The organism is Mesorhizobium comanense (assembly GCF_005503535.1).
Taxonomy (GTDB): domain Bacteria; phylum Pseudomonadota; class Alphaproteobacteria; order Rhizobiales; family Rhizobiaceae; genus Mesorhizobium; species Mesorhizobium comanense.
The window spans coordinates 284,027-301,694 of the sequence record NZ_SCNN01000003.1 but is presented as its reverse complement, the minus strand read 5'-3'; the positions used below and the strand labels follow the sequence as shown (position 1 = coordinate 301,694).

General features: G+C 64.1%; 18 protein-coding genes. 5 read left to right on the top strand and 13 right to left on the bottom strand.

Annotated features, from left to right (window positions below; all coding sequences use genetic code 11):
• Positions 1 to 588: 588 nt before the first annotated feature.
• From lpdA to mdh, 11 genes are all read right to left on the bottom strand, one after another.
• Entirely contained in the window at positions 589 to 1,995 is a 1,407-nt protein-coding gene (lpdA, locus tag FFS37_RS08075) for a dihydrolipoyl dehydrogenase (protein WP_137930406.1), read from the bottom strand.
• Positions 1,996 to 2,018: 23 nt separating this feature from the next.
• Positions 2,019 to 2,774 (bottom strand): SDR family oxidoreductase, encoded by a 756-nt coding sequence (locus FFS37_RS08070; protein ID WP_137930405.1) that lies wholly within the window; start codon positions 2,772 to 2,774, stop codon positions 2,019 to 2,021.
• Positions 2,771 to 3,283 (bottom strand): hypothetical protein, encoded by a 513-nt coding sequence (locus FFS37_RS08065; RefSeq protein ID WP_137930404.1) that lies wholly within the window; start codon positions 3,281 to 3,283, stop codon positions 2,771 to 2,773. The genes FFS37_RS08070 and FFS37_RS08065 overlap by 4 nt, the downstream gene beginning before the upstream one ends.
• Before the next feature lie 31 nt (positions 3,284 to 3,314).
• Positions 3,315 to 3,719 (bottom strand): MAPEG family protein, encoded by a 405-nt coding sequence (locus FFS37_RS08060; RefSeq protein ID WP_137930403.1) that lies wholly within the window; start codon positions 3,717 to 3,719, stop codon positions 3,315 to 3,317.
• A gap of 60 nt (positions 3,720 to 3,779) precedes the next feature.
• Positions 3,780 to 5,054, bottom strand: coding sequence for a 2-oxoglutarate dehydrogenase complex dihydrolipoyllysine-residue succinyltransferase (gene odhB / locus FFS37_RS08055; protein WP_137930402.1), 1,275 nt, complete (start codon positions 5,052 to 5,054; stop codon positions 3,780 to 3,782).
• 51 nt (positions 5,055 to 5,105) lie between these two features.
• Positions 5,106 to 8,093, bottom strand: coding sequence for a 2-oxoglutarate dehydrogenase E1 component (locus tag FFS37_RS08050; protein WP_137930401.1), 2,988 nt, complete (start codon positions 8,091 to 8,093; stop codon positions 5,106 to 5,108).
• Positions 8,094 to 8,236: 143 nt separating this feature from the next.
• Complete coding sequence (sucD, locus tag FFS37_RS08045) at positions 8,237 to 9,139, bottom strand: succinate--CoA ligase subunit alpha (RefSeq protein WP_137930400.1); 903 nt, start codon at positions 9,137 to 9,139, stop codon at positions 8,237 to 8,239.
• A gap of 12 nt (positions 9,140 to 9,151) precedes the next feature.
• Entirely contained in the window at positions 9,152 to 9,649 is a 498-nt protein-coding gene (locus tag FFS37_RS08040; protein ID WP_137930399.1) for a DUF1579 family protein, read from the bottom strand.
• A 3-nt stretch (positions 9,650 to 9,652) separates the two neighbouring features.
• Entirely contained in the window at positions 9,653 to 10,024 is a 372-nt protein-coding gene (locus FFS37_RS08035; RefSeq protein ID WP_137930398.1) for a cupin domain-containing protein, read from the bottom strand.
• Between the two features lie 4 nt (positions 10,025 to 10,028).
• Positions 10,029 to 11,222 (bottom strand): ADP-forming succinate--CoA ligase subunit beta, encoded by a 1,194-nt coding sequence (gene sucC / locus FFS37_RS08030; protein ID WP_137930397.1) that lies wholly within the window; start codon positions 11,220 to 11,222, stop codon positions 10,029 to 10,031.
• A gap of 28 nt (positions 11,223 to 11,250) precedes the next feature.
• Positions 11,251 to 12,219 carry a malate dehydrogenase gene (gene mdh, locus FFS37_RS08025; RefSeq protein ID WP_137930396.1) on the bottom strand — a complete coding sequence of 323 codons (969 nt, stop codon included), beginning with the start codon at positions 12,217 to 12,219 and terminating at the stop codon, positions 11,251 to 11,253.
• Between the two features lie 215 nt (positions 12,220 to 12,434).
• Between mdh and FFS37_RS08020 the strand changes: the two genes are divergently transcribed.
• Positions 12,435 to 12,863, top strand: a complete 429-nt coding sequence (locus FFS37_RS08020; RefSeq protein ID WP_137930395.1) for a GNAT family N-acetyltransferase — start codon at positions 12,435 to 12,437, stop codon at positions 12,861 to 12,863.
• Here FFS37_RS08020 and zapE read toward each other — a convergent pair.
• Positions 12,851 to 14,074, bottom strand: a complete 1,224-nt coding sequence (gene zapE, locus FFS37_RS08015) for a cell division protein ZapE (RefSeq protein WP_137930394.1) — start codon at positions 14,072 to 14,074, stop codon at positions 12,851 to 12,853. The two genes, FFS37_RS08020 and zapE, sit on opposite strands and share 13 nt — an antisense overlap.
• Before the next feature lie 185 nt (positions 14,075 to 14,259).
• Complete coding sequence (locus FFS37_RS08010) at positions 14,260 to 14,799, bottom strand: protease inhibitor Inh/omp19 family protein (protein ID WP_137930393.1); 540 nt, start codon at positions 14,797 to 14,799, stop codon at positions 14,260 to 14,262.
• Positions 14,800 to 15,074: 275 nt separating this feature from the next.
• On the opposite strand from FFS37_RS08010, the gene FFS37_RS08005 reads away from it, so the two are divergent.
• From FFS37_RS08005 to FFS37_RS07990, 4 genes are all read left to right on the top strand, one after another.
• Positions 15,075 to 16,097 (top strand): MBL fold metallo-hydrolase, encoded by a 1,023-nt coding sequence (locus tag FFS37_RS08005; RefSeq protein WP_137930392.1) that lies wholly within the window; start codon positions 15,075 to 15,077, stop codon positions 16,095 to 16,097.
• A gap of 64 nt (positions 16,098 to 16,161) precedes the next feature.
• The gene (locus FFS37_RS08000; protein WP_137930391.1) at positions 16,162 to 16,728 is read left to right on the top strand and encodes a hypothetical protein; all 567 of its coding nucleotides are present in this window, start codon (positions 16,162 to 16,164) and stop codon (positions 16,726 to 16,728) included.
• 149 nt (positions 16,729 to 16,877) lie between these two features.
• On the top strand, positions 16,878 to 17,039 hold the full coding sequence (locus tag FFS37_RS07995) for a DUF1328 family protein (RefSeq protein WP_023683859.1): 162 nt from the start codon (positions 16,878 to 16,880) through the stop codon (positions 17,037 to 17,039).
• 147 nt (positions 17,040 to 17,186) lie between these two features.
• Positions 17,187 to 17,624 carry a VOC family protein gene (locus FFS37_RS07990; RefSeq protein ID WP_137930390.1) on the top strand — a complete coding sequence of 146 codons (438 nt, stop codon included), beginning with the start codon at positions 17,187 to 17,189 and terminating at the stop codon, positions 17,622 to 17,624.
• The last annotated feature ends 44 nt before the right edge of the window (positions 17,625 to 17,668 follow it).

The following is a 17,668-nucleotide window of genomic DNA, read 5'->3' as shown; positions in this document are numbered from 1 at the left end:
TCCTTCCCTAGCGTGAAACCCATTCAACGGTTGCACGTTGATGGCTGTTGATTGATCATTTTCATCCACGGAGGGAACTTTATGGCGAATCCATCGAACGACACCCCTAGGTCAGGTGGTGGCGGCAGCCCCTGGCTGATCGCCCTGGTCGTCGTGATCCTGGCGATTGTCGCGTACTACATTTTCGGAAGAGGCGGCGGCGAGCATCCCGCGCCGGCCGAGCCGCCGGCGGCCAGCACACCGGCGCCCGCGCCCGCACCGGCAGAACCGATGAAGCCGGCCACGCCGGCCCCTGCACCGGCCCCTGCACCCGCTCCGGCTCCGGCCCCCGCGCCAGCCCCGGCTCCGGCACCGGCTCCTGCACCGGCTCCGGCGCCCGCACCGGCCAACTGACCGGTTCGATAACGGATACGAACGGCCCGCTGAAAAGCGGGCCGTTTTGTCTTGGGTAACAAGCTTTGGTCGAACTCGGCTAGACCCGAGTATCCATTCGGAGACCGCCGCCGCAAGGCCTCGAGGTGCGCCGTCGCTTCGCTCCCCGCTCCGCCCTAAAATGACGAAGCGTTCGGCGTCTGGCGCCTTTCGCGTCTAGATATGGATCGGCTTGAAGAACGTCGCCAGCGCCGCTTCCTTGACCGCTTCCGACATGGTCGGGTGCGCATGGCAGGTGCGGGCGAGATCCTCCGACGAGCCGCCGAACTCCATCAGCACCGCCGCCTCGTGGATCATCTCGCCGGCGCCGAAGCCGACGATGTGGACGCCGAGCACGCGGTCGTTCTGCTTGTCGGCGAGGATTTTCACGAAACCGTCGGTATGCAGCATGGCGCGGGCGCGGCCATTGGCCGTAAACGGGAATTTTCCGATCTTGTAGTCGATGCCGGCTTTCTTCAGCTCCTCCTCGGTCTTGCCGACCGAGGCGATTTCCGGGCTGGTGTAGACGACGCTCGGAATGACATCGTAATTCACATGACCGGCCTGGCCGGCGATGGTCTCGGCCACCGCCACGCCCTCGTCCTCGGCCTTGTGCGCCAGCATCGGCCCGGCGATGACGTCGCCGATGGCATAGATGCCAGGCACGTTCGTTCTGAGATGGCCGTCGGTCTTGACCCGGCCGCGCTCGTCGACCTCGACGCCCGCCTCCTTGAGGCCGAGGCTGTCCGAAAAGGCGCGACGGCCGGTGGCGATCAGCACCACGTCGGCATCGATGGTCTCGGCCGCGCCGCCCTTCACCGGCTCGAAGGTGACGGCCGCGCCCTTCTTGGCCTTGGCGACGCCGGTGACCTTGGCGCCGAGCTTGAACTCGAAGCCCTGCTTCGACAGCAGCCGCTGGAACTGCTTGGAGACCTCGCCATCCATGCCGCCCAGGATGGTGTCTAGGAACTCGACGACGGTGACCTTGGCGCCGAGCCGCGCCCAGACCGATCCGAGCTCCAGTCCGATGACGCCACCGCCGACCACGACGAGGCGGCCGGGCACCTTGTCGAGCGACAGCGCGCCGGTCGACGACACGATGACCTTCTCGTCGAAATCGACCTTCACGCCGGGAATGCCGGCGACATCCGAACCGGTGGCGATGACGATGTTCTTCGTCTCGATCTCTTCCACCTTGCCGTCCTCGCCGGTCACCGAGATCTTGCCAGCGGCGACGACTTTTCCGGTGCCGCGGAAGGAGTCGATCTTGTTCTTCTTGAACAGGAAGGCAACACCGTTGACGTTGGACGCCACCGTCGCATCCTTGTGCGCCAGCATCTTCTTCAGATTGAGCTTCGGCGCCGGGATCTCGACGCCCAGCGTATCGAAGGAATGGCCGGCCTCCGCGAACATTTCGGACGCGTAAAGCAGCGCCTTGGAGGGGATACAGCCGATGTTGAGGCAGGTGCCGCCGAAGGTGGCGTTCTTCTCGACCACCGCGACTTTCAGCCCGAGCTGCGCCGCCTTGATGGCGCAGACATAGCCGCCCGGTCCCGAGCCGATGATAACGACGTCATAAGCCATGTTGGTTTTCCTTTGCTTGGGGCTCAGCGGCCGCCGCTGACATTCAGGATCGCGCCGGTCGTGTAGGACGCGGCATCGGACAGGAGATAGAGAATGGCGGCAGCGACCTCATCGGCGGTGCCGGCTCTCTTCATCGGCAGCGTGCCCTGGATCAGCGCCACCCGGTCCGGCTGTCCGCCGGAAGCATGGATATCGGTATCGATGATGCCTGGGCGCACCGCGTTGACGCGCACGCCTTCGGCGGCCACCTCGCGGGCAAGCCCGACCGTGAGCGTGTCGATGGCGCCCTTGGAGGCGGCGTAATCGACATAATTGTCCGGCGCGCCCAGCACTGCCGCCGCCGATGAGAGGTTGACGATCGATCCCCCCGGGCCGCCATGGCGTGTCGACATGCGCTTCACAGCCTCGCGGGCGCACAGGATGGAGCCGACGACATTGATGCGCATCATGCGCTCCAGCCGTGCCGCGCTCATCTCGTCGACGCGCGCCTTGGCGTCGACGATCCCGGCATTGTTGACGAAGGCGTCGAGCCGGCCATAGGTTCGGTCCACCGTCTCGAAGATGGTCAGGATATCGGCCTCGCCGCCGACATCGCCCTTGACGGCGAAAGCCTGGCCACCGCCGGCCTTGATTTCGGCAACCAGCGCGTCGGCGGCCGCCTGGTTCGAGGCATAGTTGATTGCCACGCGATAGCCGGCCTTTGACGCCTGCCGGCAAACGGCGGCGCCGATGCCACGGCTGCCGCCGGTGACCAGCAGCACCTTTTGCGTCTCGCTCATTCCTGGCATCCCTTCAGCGTGAACACATCCGACGGCACTTTCGAAAATCCGCTGCCGCCATAGGCAAGTGAGTGCCGCAACGACGGCCCAAGGTCGGGAAGGATCAACGTCTTCGGAGCATCGACGCCTTGCGCCGGCAACAGCCCGATCGCGCCCTTGTCGTCCGACGTGTAGATCACGCCGCTCCAGAGTGTGCAGGCGGCAAGTTCACCGCCCGTGACGTCGCCCTCAGGGCATTTGTACATCAAGGAACCGTTTGGCCGCGCTTCACCCGTGCTCCACATCACAATGCCGTTCAGCACCACATTGTTGTCGAGGATCATGCGAAAGTCGTTGGTGACAACAGCCGAGGTGCCGGTCGGGGTAAAATCGATCTCGCTGCCGCTCTGCGCGTCGCCATAGACGGCGAGTTCGATCGGGCAGGCGGCTTGCGCGGCCGTGGCACAGAGCCCCGTTGCGGCAAGAGCCGACAGGACCAACCTGACGCGCTGGAGAGAACGGAGTGTCATGCGCCGGGGCGGATCCTTCCCTCGATCCCGTTCAGGCGAGCAGCCGGACCAGCATCAGGACCAGCCCGATGATGGACACGGTCCATACACCGGTACGGGCCACCGGTATGCCGAGTGCGAACACGGGGATGTAGACGACGCGGGCCCAGAACCAGACCATGGCCCCGGTAGCCGCGAGACCACCCACCTTTCCGGTTGCGGCGAGCGCCACGACCAGCGCGATGAAGGCGCCGTAGGTTTCGGCGAAGTTTCGCAGGCCGCGCGTCAATCGATCGGTCATCAGCGAAATGCCGACCTCGCCGTCGCGATTGCTCATTGCGTAGCCCAGCCCACCGTCCTTGATCAGCGACAGCGTCTGGGCGACGATATGGACCAGGAGCAGGATGACGCTCCAGCCCAGAACCCTGATTTCACTCGATGCGGCCAAAGCTTCCATTGGGCGTTCCTCCTTGGCTGGCTCGGGTGGCCAGCATGCGAAACACTACGGGAAATGCCGTTAGAGATCGAGCACCAGCCGCTCCGGATCCTCCAGGCTGTCCTTGACCCGCACCAGGAAGGTCACCGCTTCCTTGCCGTCGACGATGCGGTGGTCGTAGGAGAGCGCCAGGTACATCATCGGCCGGATCACGATCTGGCCGCCGACCACCACGGGCCGGTCCTGGATCTTGTGCATGCCGAGAATGCCGGACTGCGGCGCGTTGAGGATCGGCGTCGACATCAGCGACCCGTAAACGCCGCCATTGGAGATCGTGAACGTGCCGCCCTGCATATCCGCGACCGACAGCTTGCCGTCGCGCGCCGCAAGACCCAGCCGGCCGATTTCCTTCTCGATCTCGGCGATCGACATCTGGTCGGCATCGCGCACCACGGGAACCACAAGGCCTTTTTCCGTGCCGACGGCGACGCCGACATGGGCGAAGTTCTTGTAGATGATGTCGGTGCCGTCGATCTCGGCATTGACCGCCGGGATCTCCTTCAGCGCATGCGTGACGGCCTTGGTGAAGAAGCCCATGAAGCCGAGCTTCACGCCGTGCTTCTTCTCGAACACGTCCTTGTACTTGGTCCGCAGCGCCATCACCGCGCTCATGTCCACCTCGTTGAATGTGGTGAGCATGGCGGCGGTCGACTGCGCTTCCTTGAGCCGGCGCGCGATGGTCTGGCGCAGCTTGGTCATGCGAACGCGCTCCTCGCGCACCGCGTCGTCGCCCGAGGAGGGTGCGCGAACGGCGACGGGAGCGGGCGCCGGAGCGGCCTTCGGCGTTTCGGCCGGCTGCGACGGCGCGCCCTTGGAGATGGCGTCCAGCACATCGCCCTTCAACACCTGGCCGCGCTTGCCCGAGCCGGAAAGCTGGTCGACCGACAGATTGTTCTCGGCGATCAGCTTGGCCGCCGCCGGCGCCGGCGGCATGGTGCGCGGCTCGACCGGGCCGTCACCGGCGATCTTGGCGGTCTCGGCCGCGGCCTGCTTGGTGGTATGGGCGGCTTCGGGGCTCGATGCCTGCGCGACGGCCTGCGGCTTGGGCGCGGCTGCCGCACCGGCGGAAATGGACCCCAGGAGCGCGCCGACGCCGACCGTCTCGCCTTCCTTGGCGGTGATCTCGCTCAGCGTACCGGCGGCGGCGGCCGGCACTTCCACCGTCACCTTGTCGGTCTCGAGTTCGACCAGCGGCTCGTCGACGGCAATGGCATCGCCGACCTTCTTGAACCACTTGCCGATGGTCGCCTCGGTAACGGATTCGCCGAGAGTTGGAACGCGGATTTCGGTAGCCATTGTGCCTGTCCGTTTTCTTTCGGTTCTGTTCTGTCTTTTCGCCCGGTTTGCCTATTCGCCGAGCGCGTCTTCGAGCAATGCGGCGAGCTGGGCAAGGTGCTTGGACATCAGCCCGGTCGCCGGCGACGCGGCCGCCGGGCGGCCGGTGTAGCGCACGCGCTGATGCTTGGCGTCGATATGGGCCAGCACCCATTCCAGATACGGATCGATGAACGACCAGGCGCCCATGTTCTTGGGCTCCTCCTGGCACCACACCATCTCCGCATTGCGGAAGCGTGACAGTTCGGTGATCAGCGCCTTGGCCGGAAACGGGTAGAGCTGTTCGACGCGCAGCAGATAGATGTCGTTGATGCCGCGCTTCTCGCGCTCTTCATAGAGATCGTAATAGACCTTGCCCGAGCACAGCACGACGCGGCGGATCTTGGAATCCTTGGTCAGCTTGATCGCCTGGTTCGGCAGCAGCTGTGCGTCGTCCCACAAGAGCCGGTGGAACGAGCTCTCGCCCGAGATTTCCGGCAGCGTCGAGACCGCCCGCTTGTGGCGCAGCAGCGACTTGGGCGTCATCAGGATCAGCGGCTTGCGGAAGTCGCGCTTCAACTGCCGGCGCAAGATGTGGAAGTAGTTGGCCGGCGTGGTGCAGTTCGCCACCTGCATGTTGTCTTCCGCGCAAAGCTGCAGGAAGCGCTCCAACCGCGCCGAGGAATGCTCCGGCCCCTGGCCCTCATAGCCATGCGGCAGAAGACAGACCAGGCCCGACATTCTGAGCCACTTGCGCTCGCCCGAGGAGATGAACTGGTCGAACACCACCTGGGCGCCGTTGGCGAAGTCGCCGAACTGCGCCTCCCACAAGGTGAGCGCCTTCGGCTCGGCCAGGCTGTAGCCATATTCGAAGCCCAGCACCGCCTCTTCCGACAGCATCGAGTTGATGACTTCATAGCCGGCCTGTGCCGCCGACAGATTGTTGAGCGGGATATAGCGGGTCTCGTCGCGTTGGTCGTACAGCACGGAATGGCGCTGCGAGAAGGTGCCGCGTTCGGAATCCTGGCCCGAAAGGCGGATCGGATTGCCGTCGAGCAGAATGGCGCCGAAGGCCAGCGCCTCGGCGGTCGACCAGTCGATGCCTTCGCCGGATTCGATCGCTTCGCGACGGTTCTCCAGGAAGCGGATGATGGTCTTGTGCGCCTCGAAGCCCTTGGGCACCTCGGTCAGCTTCTTGCCGATTTCCTTCAGCGTCTTGACCGGCACGGCGGTCTTGCCGCGCCGCGTTTCGTCCTGGTTGTCGGCGGTGCGCAGGCCCGACCATGCCCCATCCAGCCAGTCGGCCTTGTTGGGCTTGTAATGCTGGCCGATCTCCCATTCCGATTCCAGATGCGCGCGCCAGTCGGCCTTCAACTTGTCGAGCTCGGCCTGGGTGATGTGTCCCTCGGCGATCAGCCGGTCGCCATAGATCTGGACCGTGGTCTTGTGGGTGCGGATGTTGCGGTACATCAGCGGCTGCGTGAAGGCCGGCTCGTCGCCCTCATTGTGGCCGAAGCGGCGGTAGCAGAACATGTCCACAACCACCGGCTTGTGGAACTTCATGCGGAATTCGATCGCCACCTTGGTGGCGTGCACCACGGCTTCCGGATCGTCGCCATTGACGTGGAAGATCGGCGCCTCGATCATCTTGGCCACGTCGGACGGATAGGGCGACGAGCGCGAGAAGCGCGGATTGGTGGTGAAGCCGATCTGGTTGTTGATGATGAAGTGCAGCGTGCCGGCGACCCGGTGTCCGCGCAGCCCCGACAGGCCGAGGATTTCGGCGATCACGCCCTGGCCGGCGAAGGCGGCGTCGCCGTGCAGGAGCAACGGCAGCACCTTGGCGCGTTCCTCCAGCGGCACGATCTCCTCGCGGCCGCGCGCGAACAGATAGTCCTGCTTGGCGCGTGCCTTGCCCATCACCACCGGATCGACGATTTCCAGGTGCGACGGGTTGGCCGTCAGCGAAAGGTGCACCTTGTTGCCGTCGAACTCGCGGTCCGACGAAGCGCCCAGATGGTACTTCACGTCGCCCGAGCCCTCGACCTCGTCGGGAGCGGCCGAGCCGCCCTTGAACTCGTGGAAGATGGCGCGGTGGGGCTTCGCCATCACCTGGGAGAGCACGTTGAGGCGGCCGCGATGGGCCATACCGAGCACGATCTCCTTGAGGCCGAGCTGGCCGCCCCGCTTGACGATCTGCTCGAGCGCCGGAATGAGCGATTCACCGCCATCGAGGCCGAAGCGCTTGGTGCCCTTGTACTTGACGTCGATGAACTGCTCGAAGCCTTCCGCCTCGACCAGCTTCTGCAGGATCGCCTTCTTGCCGGTCGCGGTGAAGGAGATCTCCTTGTCGGCGCCTTCGATGCGGGCCTGGATCCAGGCCTTCTCCTCGGGGTCGGAAATGTGCATGAACTCGACGCCGAGCGTCGAGCAATAGGTGCGGGTCAGGATTTCCAGCATCTGACGCACGGTGCCGAATTCCAGCCCCAGCACATTGTCGAGGAAGATCGGCCGGTCGTAATCGGCTTCGGTGAAGCCGTAATTCTCCGGCGACAGCTCGTTATAATCCTCCAGCGGCTTGGCGATGCCGAGCGGATCGAGATTGGCGTGCAAATGGCCGCGCATGCGGTAGGCGCGGATCATCATGATGGCGCGAACCGAATCGCGCGTCGCCTGGTGCACGTCCGCATCGGAGGGCGCCGCACCATTGGCGACCGCCTTCTCCTTGACCTTCTTTTCCAGATGCTTTTCGACCAGGCCCCAATTGCCGTCGAGCGCCGACACCAGTTCGCCATTGGCCTGCAGCGGCCAGGACGGCCGGGCCCAGGAGGCACCCTTGGCATTCCGGCGCACATCGCCGGCATCGTCCTTCAGCCCGGCGAAGAATTCCTGCCATTCGGGATCGACCGAACCGGGATTGTCCTCATAGGCGGCGTACAGCGCGTCGATGTAATCGGCGTTGCCGCCATAGAGGAACGAGGTGAGCGAAAATTGGTCGTTGGCCTGATCTTGTCGTGCCATTTTGTCCGCGGAGCCCGGCTCCGTCTCCTTTCGAGGGGAATAGTGAGTAGTCAGTCGTGGGTAGAAGAACGAAATTCCTGCCCAACTGCTACTCGCCCGATCTTCCCTTTTTCACTACTGACTACTGCCTACTCACTACTGCCTTAACCCTTGATCGCCTCGACCAGCGTCGTGCCGAGACGCGCCGGCGAGGGCGACACCTTGATGCCGGCCGATTCCATCGCCGCGATCTTGTCTTCCGCGCCGCCCTTGCCGCCGGAGATGACCGCGCCCGCATGGCCCATGGTGCGGCCGGCCGGCGCCGTGCGCCCGGCGATGAAGCCCGCCATCGGTTTCCTGCGGCCGCGCTTGGCCTCGTCCTTGAGGAACTGCGCGGCGTCTTCCTCGGCCGAACCGCCGATCTCGCCGATCATGATGATCGACTTGGTTTCCTCATCGGCCAGGAACATTTCGAGCATGTCGATGAACTCGGTGCCCTTGACCGGGTCGCCGCCGATGCCGACGGCGGTGGTCTGGCCGAGGCCGACATTGGTGGTCTGGAACACAGCCTCATAGGTAAGTGTTCCCGAGCGCGAAACAACGCCGACCGAGCCCTTGCGGAAGATGTTGCCCGGCATGATGCCGATCTTGCATTCGTCGGGTGTCAGCACGCCGGGGCAGTTCGGGCCGATCAGCCGCGACTTGGAGCGGTCGAGCCGCGCCTTGACCTTGACCATGTCCATCACCGGGATGCCCTCGGTGATGCAGACGATGAGCGGGATCTCGGCCTCGATGGCCTCGATGATGGCTTCGCCGGCGCCCGCCGGCGGCACGTAGATGACGGAGGCGTTGGCGCCGGTCCTGGCCTTGCCCTCGGCCACCGAGGCGAAGATCGGCAGGCTCTCGCCCTTGGCGCCGGTCCAGGTTTCGCCACCCTTCTTGGGATGGATGCCGCCCACCATCTTGGTGCCGTGATAGGCCAGCGCCTGTTCGGTGTGGAACGTGCCGGTCTTGCCGGTCAGGCCCTGCACCAGCACCTTGGTGTTCTTGTCGACGAGAATGGACATCGGAGCCCTTTTCTAAAGACTGTTGATCGAGGAAGGCGAGACGCGCCGGTAGACGCCGCTCACCATGTCTTGCCAGGCATCGCTGCCGGCGGGTTTGAAATGCAGCCGCATGCGGTAGGTGTCGGGACCGTCGAAAATATAGGTCACGCGCGCGAAACCACGCGGCGAGGAGCGCTCGAGCACCAGCTCGTCGCCGTTCCAGCTCCCGGTCGCCGGCGCGGCCGGAACGAAGCCCATCGAATCGAACTGATGCATGGTGACGAGGCTGTTCTGCTGGTCGAAGCCGAACACGCTATGGGCGCCGAACGAAACCGTGCCGTCGCGGCGCTGGCGATAGCGCTGCACCACGAACTGGCCGCCGAACTCGGCCTCGGCCACCACGTCCGAGGTCGCCGTGCCTTCGTCGGCCCATTGCGTGGCCGCCACCTCCTCCACGCCCTGCCACGCGCCGACCAACGCCTGCAGGCGCTGGTGGTCGGAAGACAGCGAGGAGAAGGACGCCGCGTTCATGGGTCAGAGCCGCTTCAGATCGGTGACTGTGAGGTCGCTCTTGGCATTGCCGGTGTTAAGCGTCGTGGCCGGCTCGAACATCAGCACCACGGGCTCCGATGTCAGCGAACGCGGCCGGTGCTCGACGCCGCGCGGCACGACGATGAAATCGCCTTCGCCGAGTTCGACCGGACCGTCGCGGAAATCGATGGCGATGCGCCCGCGCAGCACGAGGAAGGCTTCGTCCTCATGCTCATGCGCATGCCAATCGAAGGCCGCGCCGAACTTGGCGACCTTCGCCTGGGCATCATTGACATCGCCGGCGATGTGCGGATCGAAGACCTTGCTGATCTTCGCATCCGCCGCCTCGACCAGGTTTATCTTGCGCGGAGGCATCCGCTCAGCCTTTCACCGCCTTGACGATCTTCTTGGCCGCGTCGTCCAGATCGTCCGCCGAGACGACATTCAAGCCGCTGTCGTTGATGATCTTCTTGCCGAGTTCGGCATTGGTGCCTTCGAGGCGCACGACCAGCGGCACCTTGAGGCCGACTTCCTTGACCGCGGCGATCACGCCCTCGGCGATGACATCGCACTTCATGATGCCGCCGAAGATGTTGATGAGGATGCCTTCGACAGCCGGATCCTTGGTGATGATCTTGAACGCCGCCGTGACCTTTTCCTTGGACGCGCCGCCGCCGACGTCGAGGAAGTTGGCGGGCTCGGCGCCGTAGAGCTTGATGATGTCCATGGTCGCCATGGCAAGGCCGGCGCCATTGACCATGCAGCCGATATTACCGTCGAGCGCGACATAGGCGAGGTCGTATTTCGACGCCTCGATCTCCTTCTCGTCCTCTTCGGTGGTGTCGCGCAGTTCCATCAGTTCGGGGTGGCGGAACAGCGCGTTGTTGTCGAACGACACTTTCGCGTCGAGCACGCGCAGCCGGCCGTTCTTCATGACGATCAGCGGATTGACCTCGAGCAGGCTCATGTCCTTCTCGACAAAGGCCTTGTAGAGGATCGGGAACAGCGTGGCGCCATCCTTGGCGGCGTCGCCGTCGAGCTTCAGCGCGGCATTGAGCTTCTTGACGTCATCGGCCGTGACGCCCTTGTCCGGATCGATGGCGACGGTGACGATCTTTTCCGGCGTGTCGTGGGCGACCGCCTCGATGTCCATGCCGCCTTCGGTCGAGACGACGAAGGCGATGCGGCCGACGGAGCGGTCGACCAGGATGGAAAGGTAGAGCTCGCGTTCGATGTCGGCGCCGTCCTCGATATAGAGGCGGTTGACCTGCTTGCCGGCCGGGCCGGTCTGCTTGGTGACCAGCGTATGGCCGAGCATCTCGTTGGCGTTGGCGACGACTTCGGCCACCGACTTCGCCAGCCGCACGCCGCCCTTGGCATCGGGGCCGAGCTCCTTGAACTTGCCCTTGCCGCGGCCGCCGGCATGGATTTGGCTCTTCACCACATAGAGCGGGCCGGGCAGCGCTTGCGCGGCGGCTTCCGCCTCGCTTGCCTTGAACACCGGCACGCCTTCGGCCACCGGCGCGCCGAACGACTTCAGCAGCGCCTTGCCCTGATATTCATGGATGTTCATTTGGATATCTCCAGATCAGCGGCCGGGGTTACTTCGAGGCAAGCTGCGGGGCGATCTTGACGCAGGCCTCGGTCAGCCCCTGCACCGTCGCCACGGAAGCGTCGAACATCTTCTGCTCGCTCTTGTTCAGGTCGATCTCGATGACGCGCTCGACACCGCCCGCGCCGATCACCACGGGAACGCCGACATAGGTGCCCTTGACCCCATACTGACCCGAGAGATGCGCCGCGCACGGCAGCACGCGCTTCTTGTCCTTGAGATAGGATTCGGCCATCGAAATCGCCGAAGCGGCCGGCGCGTAATAGGCGGAGCCGGTCTTGAGCAGGCCGACGATCTCGGCGCCGCCGTCACGAGTGCGCTGCACGATCTGGTCGAGCTTCTCCTTCGAGGTCCAGCCCATCTTGATCAGGTCGGGCAGCGGAATGCCGGAGACCGTCGAATAGCGGATCATCGGCACCATGGAGTCGCCATGACCGCCGAGCACGAAGGCGGTGACGTCCTCGACGGAAACCTTGAACTCCTCGGCCAGGAAATAGCGGAAGCGCGCGCTGTCGAGCACGCCGGCCATGCCGACCACATGGGTCTTGGGCAGGCCGGAAAACTTCTGCAGTGCCCAGACCATGGCGTCGAGCGGATTGGTGATGCAGATGACGAAGGCCTTGGGCGCGTACTTCTTCAAGCCGGCGCCAACCTGCTCCATGACCTTGAGGTTGATGCCCAGCAGATCGTCGCGGCTCATGCCGGGCTTGCGCGGCACGCCGGCGGTGACGATGCAGACATCGGCGCCCTCGATGCCGGCATAGTCGTTGACGCCGGTCAGCCGGGAATCGAAGCCGTCGACCGGCGACGACTGTGCGATATCGAGACCCTTGCCTTGCGGGATGCCCTCGGCAATATCGAACAGGACCACGTCGCCGAGGTCCTTGAGGCCGATCATGTGAGCGAGCGTGCCGCCGATCATGCCAGAGCCGATAAGCGCTATCTTGTTGCGTGCCATGTGAGGATGATTTCCCTTTGTCAGTGACGGCGCCAACACGGCGTCGAGGAAGAAGCCGGAATGCTGCGGGGAACCGCGAATTTCGCCGCACCCAATAGCTCCGGTGCGGATTAAATTCAAACGATTATTTTGGAGCGAGCATTTTCAATCGGTTAGATGATTTGGGATTTACGTAAACGTCAAAATTTGTAAGCCGACTTGGGAGAAGTTACACAATGAATGTGAACATCCGAAGGCTCTATCCCGGCGATGACGCCCTTGTGATGCGGATCGCGCCGGATGTGTTTGACGAACCCGTCCGGCCCGACCGGCTGGCGGCCTACCTCGCCGCGCCGGGTCATTTCATGGTCGTGGCGCTCGCCGACGGCCTCGTCGTCGGTCAGTGTGCCGCCGTCATCCACCGCCATCCCGACAAGGTCAGCGAACTCTACATAGACGAGGTCGGCGTTTCCCCTGCCTTCCAGCGCCAGGGCATCGCGCGCAAGATGCTGGATGCGATGTTCGAGATCGGCAGGCAGAACGGCTGCGAGGAGGCCTGGGTCGGTACCGAGCCGGACAATGGTCCCGCCCGCGCGCTTTATGAGGCGCGCCAGGAGCCGCATGAGGAGGCGGAAGCGTTCGTGATGTATGTTTATAAGCTTTGAGTGCTCGTGGAAGAAGGCATGGTATTCTGCGCCTGGCCTTCCGCCCTCGCCTTCCGCCGCTCCCCCCAGTCTTCCAGCCAGTCGCGGCTCTGCATTTCGATCAGGCGCGATGCCGTGCGTTCGAATTCGAACACCTCGACGCCGCGCTTGGCCACATAGAGGTGCTGCGGCGTGGCCTCGGCGCTCGCCACGAGGCGCGCATGATGGTCGTAAAGCGTATCGATCAGCAGGATGAAGCGCTTGGCCTCGTTGCGCCGGCCTTCGCCGAGCACCGGGATATGATCGATGAAGATGGTCGAGAAGCGGCCGGCAATGGCCAGGAAATCGCGCGCGCCAAGCGGCTTTTCGCAGAGATCGGCGAAGGAGAAACGCGCGGCATCCCCTGCGGCGGCCGGCACGACCACCTGCCGCCCCTTCAGCGCCAGCGATGTCGGGGCAGTCGGCGCTCCATGCGTCATCGCCTTCCAGGCCTCGTCGAGTGCCTGGTCGGCCGCGGCATCGGCCGGCGTGATATAGACCGGCGTACGGGACAGCTTCTCCAGCCGGTAGTCCTTGTCGCTGTCCAGCGACAGCACCTGCGCGTGGCGTTCCAGAATGGCGATGAAAGGCAGGAAGAGCTGCCGGTTCAGCCCGTCCCGGTAGAGATCCTGCGGCGCCACGTTGGAGGTGGCGACCAGCACCACGCCATTGGCGAACAACGCCGAGAACAACCGCGACAGGATCATCGCGTCGGCGATGTCGGTGACCGAGAACTCGTCGAAGCACAGCACCCAGGCCTGCTCGGCCAGCGCCTTGGCGACCGGCGGGATAGGATCGTCCTCCTTGACCGTGCCGTCCTTGCGCGCCTGCCGGTGCTTCTGGATCCGGTCCTGCACGTCGGCCATGAAGTCGTTGAAATGGACGCGGCGCTTGCGCCGCACCGGCAGCAGCTCGAAGAACATGTCCATGAGCATGGTCTTGCCGCGGCCGACCCCGCCATGGACGTAAAGACCCCTGACCGTTTCGTGCGTTTCGCGCTTGCGGGCGAACAGCCAGCCCAGCGCGCTGGATTTGTGCGCCAGCCGCTTGGCCGAAATCTCCACCGTCAGCCGGTCGAGCGCCGCCGCGATCGCTTCCTGCGCCGGGTCGCGCTCGATCGCCCCGGTGGCCACCAGGTGGTCGTAGCGCTGCCTGACGGTCGCATGGGTCTGGAGGCCGTCACGCAGATGCATCGGTCACGTCGTTTGTTCAGAACAGGAGGCCACGAGGACTAGATGTGTCGAGATTCAGGTCAGGCCCAGCCGAGAATGGTGGCTTTCGAGAACCGGAGCGGAGCGTACTTAAAGTACGTGAGCACCGGAAGCGCAGAAAGCCGCCGTTCGCAGGCCGGCATCACCTGGATATCGGCATATCTAGCCTATCTTGTAAGCGAGATCGGCTGTCCGTTGGAGGTCTGGCCGTCGAATTTCGAGCCGCCCGAAGAGTAGAGCCGCGCCAGCGAGCCGCCATTGTCGTCGTAAAGGGTCAGCTGCTTGCCGGCGACGTTCCACGACTTGATGCCGTCGATCGGTGCCGGGCAATGCAGCGGCCCGGCGCGGAAGCCGGCGCCGAATTTGGTCTGCGGCGTCGCGATCTTGCAGCTCTGGCCCGAAACGTTGACGTTCCAGACGCCGGCGACGCTGGCCGCGCTGAGATCAGAGGCGCCGGCGGGCGCCGTGCCGTCCGGCGGCAGCGAGGCGACCTGCGTGTTGGCGGGCGCCGTCGGGAACTGCGACGGGTCGGTGGTACCGGGTGCCGCCGGAGGCGGCAGCTGATTCGAGGTCACCTGGCCGGCCGGGGCCGGCTGCAGCGGCGCGGGCTGCTGGTCGTCCATGGACGAGAACCGCGAGGTCGAGCAGCCGCTTGCAAAAAGCGCCGCCAGCGATACGGCCACAAGGCCGCTTTTCGTAAAATTCATTCCAACCTCCGTCGGATCCGGCTGGGGGGACGCCGTCCGCGCAATCTCACCTCCACCAAGATGGAGAAGGTGGCGAAATTTCAACCTGATATGGTTAAAATAGGGTTTGCGGCAATATTTGTTGCAAATTTATCGCAATCGCGACCGCCCCACCTCGGCATGGTGCCGTTGCGGCAATCCGCCGACAGCGATCTCATGCCGATCCCGCGGCCGGATGTTGCGTCAGCCGGCACAAGGCCTATCTCTAGGAGCCGAAATCCGCTGGAGCACAGATCTTGCCCGCGAGCAAAAGAGCCGCCAACCGCTATTACAGCGGACCACCCAGCGATCATTTCGACGGCACCTTGTTCTTCAACCCGGGCGGCCGGATGCCCGGCCGCTTCACGGATTTGCTGAAATGGCAGTTCAACGGCCAGCGTTCGAAATGGCCGGCAACCAGCCCGAGCCCCTTCCCGCAGGCAAGGCCGGCGGCGCGGATCGAGGGATCCGGGCTGATCGTGACCATGGTCGGTCATGCCACCTTGCTGATCCAGACCGCAGGATTGAACATCCTCACCGATCCGTTGTGGTCGCAGCGCGCCTCGCCATTCTCCTTTGCCGGGCCAAGACGCGTCAATACGGCTGGCATCGCCTTTGAGGACCTGCCGCCGATCGACCTCGTGCTGGTCAGCCACAATCATTACGATCATCTCGATCTCGCCACGTTGCGACGATTGAAGGCGGTCCACGATCCGCTTGTAATCACGCCGCTCGGCAACGACGCCATCATTGCCGCCGCCATTCCCGGCATGCGGCTGTCGGCGCATGACTGGGGCGACAGGGTCGAGACCGGCAATGGCGTCGCCATCCATGTCGAGCCGGCGCATCACTGGTCGGCGCGCGGCGCCCGCGACCGGCGCATGGCGCTGTGGGCCGGCTTCGTCATCGAGACACCGGGCGGAAAATTCTATTTCGCCGGCGACACCGGCTTCCACGACGGCATCAACTACCGGCTGATGGCGCAAAAGCATGGCGGTTTCCGCTTCGCCATCCTGCCGATCGGCGCTTACGAGCCGAGCTGGTTCATGGCGCCGCAACACCAGAACCCGGAGGAAGCCGTCCAGGGCATGAAACTCGCCAACGCGACCTTCGCCGCCGGCTGCCACTGGGGCACGTTCCAGCTCACGGATGAACCGATTGACGAGCCCGCCCGCAAACTGGCCGAGGCCCTGGCGGCGGAAGGCATCTCCGGAGATTGCTTCCGCGCCATGCGTCCCGGAGAAGCGTGGGAAGTGCCTGACACCGGCGCTTCGCGATGACGTGACAGTTTACCCCGCGGGCTTTTTCGACCACGATGCGCGCACGACAATGCGGGAGAGACAGATGAAATCGCTAGCCTTAGCCCTGGCGGCGCTGATGATCGCGGGTTCTGCCGCTTGTGCCGGCGAAATCGCCGACAGGTCGGCAGAAGCGGAGAAGGCGCTCCAGTCGGGCGACGCGGCAGGCGCTCTGGAAAAATTCCGCGGCGCCGAGGAGGCGCTGTGGACGGCGATGCCGCTCGCCGTGATGAATGTGAAACAGGTCGATTCGGCCAGCGGCTTCGGCATCTACAGCGAACGCGCCAACCATATCTACAAGCCTGGCGAAAAGGTCGTCCTTTATATGGAGCCGGTGGGTTATGGCTACGGCTCGGACGGCCTCGGCAACAGCCAGATAGCGCTGTCCGTCGACCTGACCGTGCTTTCCGCAGCGGGCGAGAAGCTCGGCACTTTCGAAAAGATCGGCGCCGTTCAGGTCGCATCGCGGTCGCACAACCGCGAGCTGTTCTTCAAGCTGGATCTGTCGCTCGACGGCCTGCCGCCCGGCAAATACCGCTGCGATTTCCTCATGCACGACCAGAACTCTACCAAGACGGCGCCATTCAGCACCGACATCGAGATCGCCGGATAATTCGCTGCTCTACGTCCTTCGGATGATGTCGGCTCCAACACCTGACATCATACTGATCCAGCAAATGTCTCGCATAGCTTGCGGAACCCAGGCGCGGCAGCCGCGTTTTGATGCGGTTTTCAAAAACTGTCGGCTTGCGAGGCATTCCCATGATCAAATGGATCATCATTCTTCTCATCGTCGCCGCCGCCGCGAGCCTGCTTGGCATGCCGGCGCTGGCCGGAGCCGCGGCCACCGGCGCGCGGGTGCTGATCGGCATCGTGCTCGTCATCTTCCTGCTGATCGTGCTCGGCGTATTTGCGGTGACCTGAACCCGGCGCGGCCTCCCATAGAATTGGCGAGCCGCAGCCGTTCTGCGCTTCCGCGAAGTGCTGAACGGCTCCGGCAATGATAAAGGTTTCCGGGAACGGCAGTGGGCCGATTGCGGGTGACCGACCGGCATATTGGAGAGTGGAAGCATGGCGCTCAAGCGGATGGACAATATGGGAATCGTCGTCGAGGATCTCGGCGCGACGATCGATTTCTTTGTCGAACTCGGCCTAGAACTCGAAGGGCGGGCGACGATCGAGGGCGAATGGGCTGGGCGTGTCACCGGACTGGGTGACCAGCATGTCGAGATCGCCATGATGCGCACGCCGGATGGTCACAGCCGGCTCGAACTTTCCCGCTTTCTGAGGCCGGCTGTCGTGGCCGATCACCGGAATGCCCCGGTCAATGCTCTCGGCTACCTCCGTGCCATGTTCACCGTCGACGACATCGATGACACGCTGAAAAGGCTCCAGGCCCGCGGCGGACGGCTCGTGGGCGAAGTGGTCCGGTACAAGGACGTCTATCGACTCTGCTATATCCGTGGGCCTGAAGGGCTGCTGATCGGGCTTGCCCAGGAACTTGGTTGAGCAACTAGGCGAGCAACGCGGCTGAGCCTATCCCGGACTGGTAA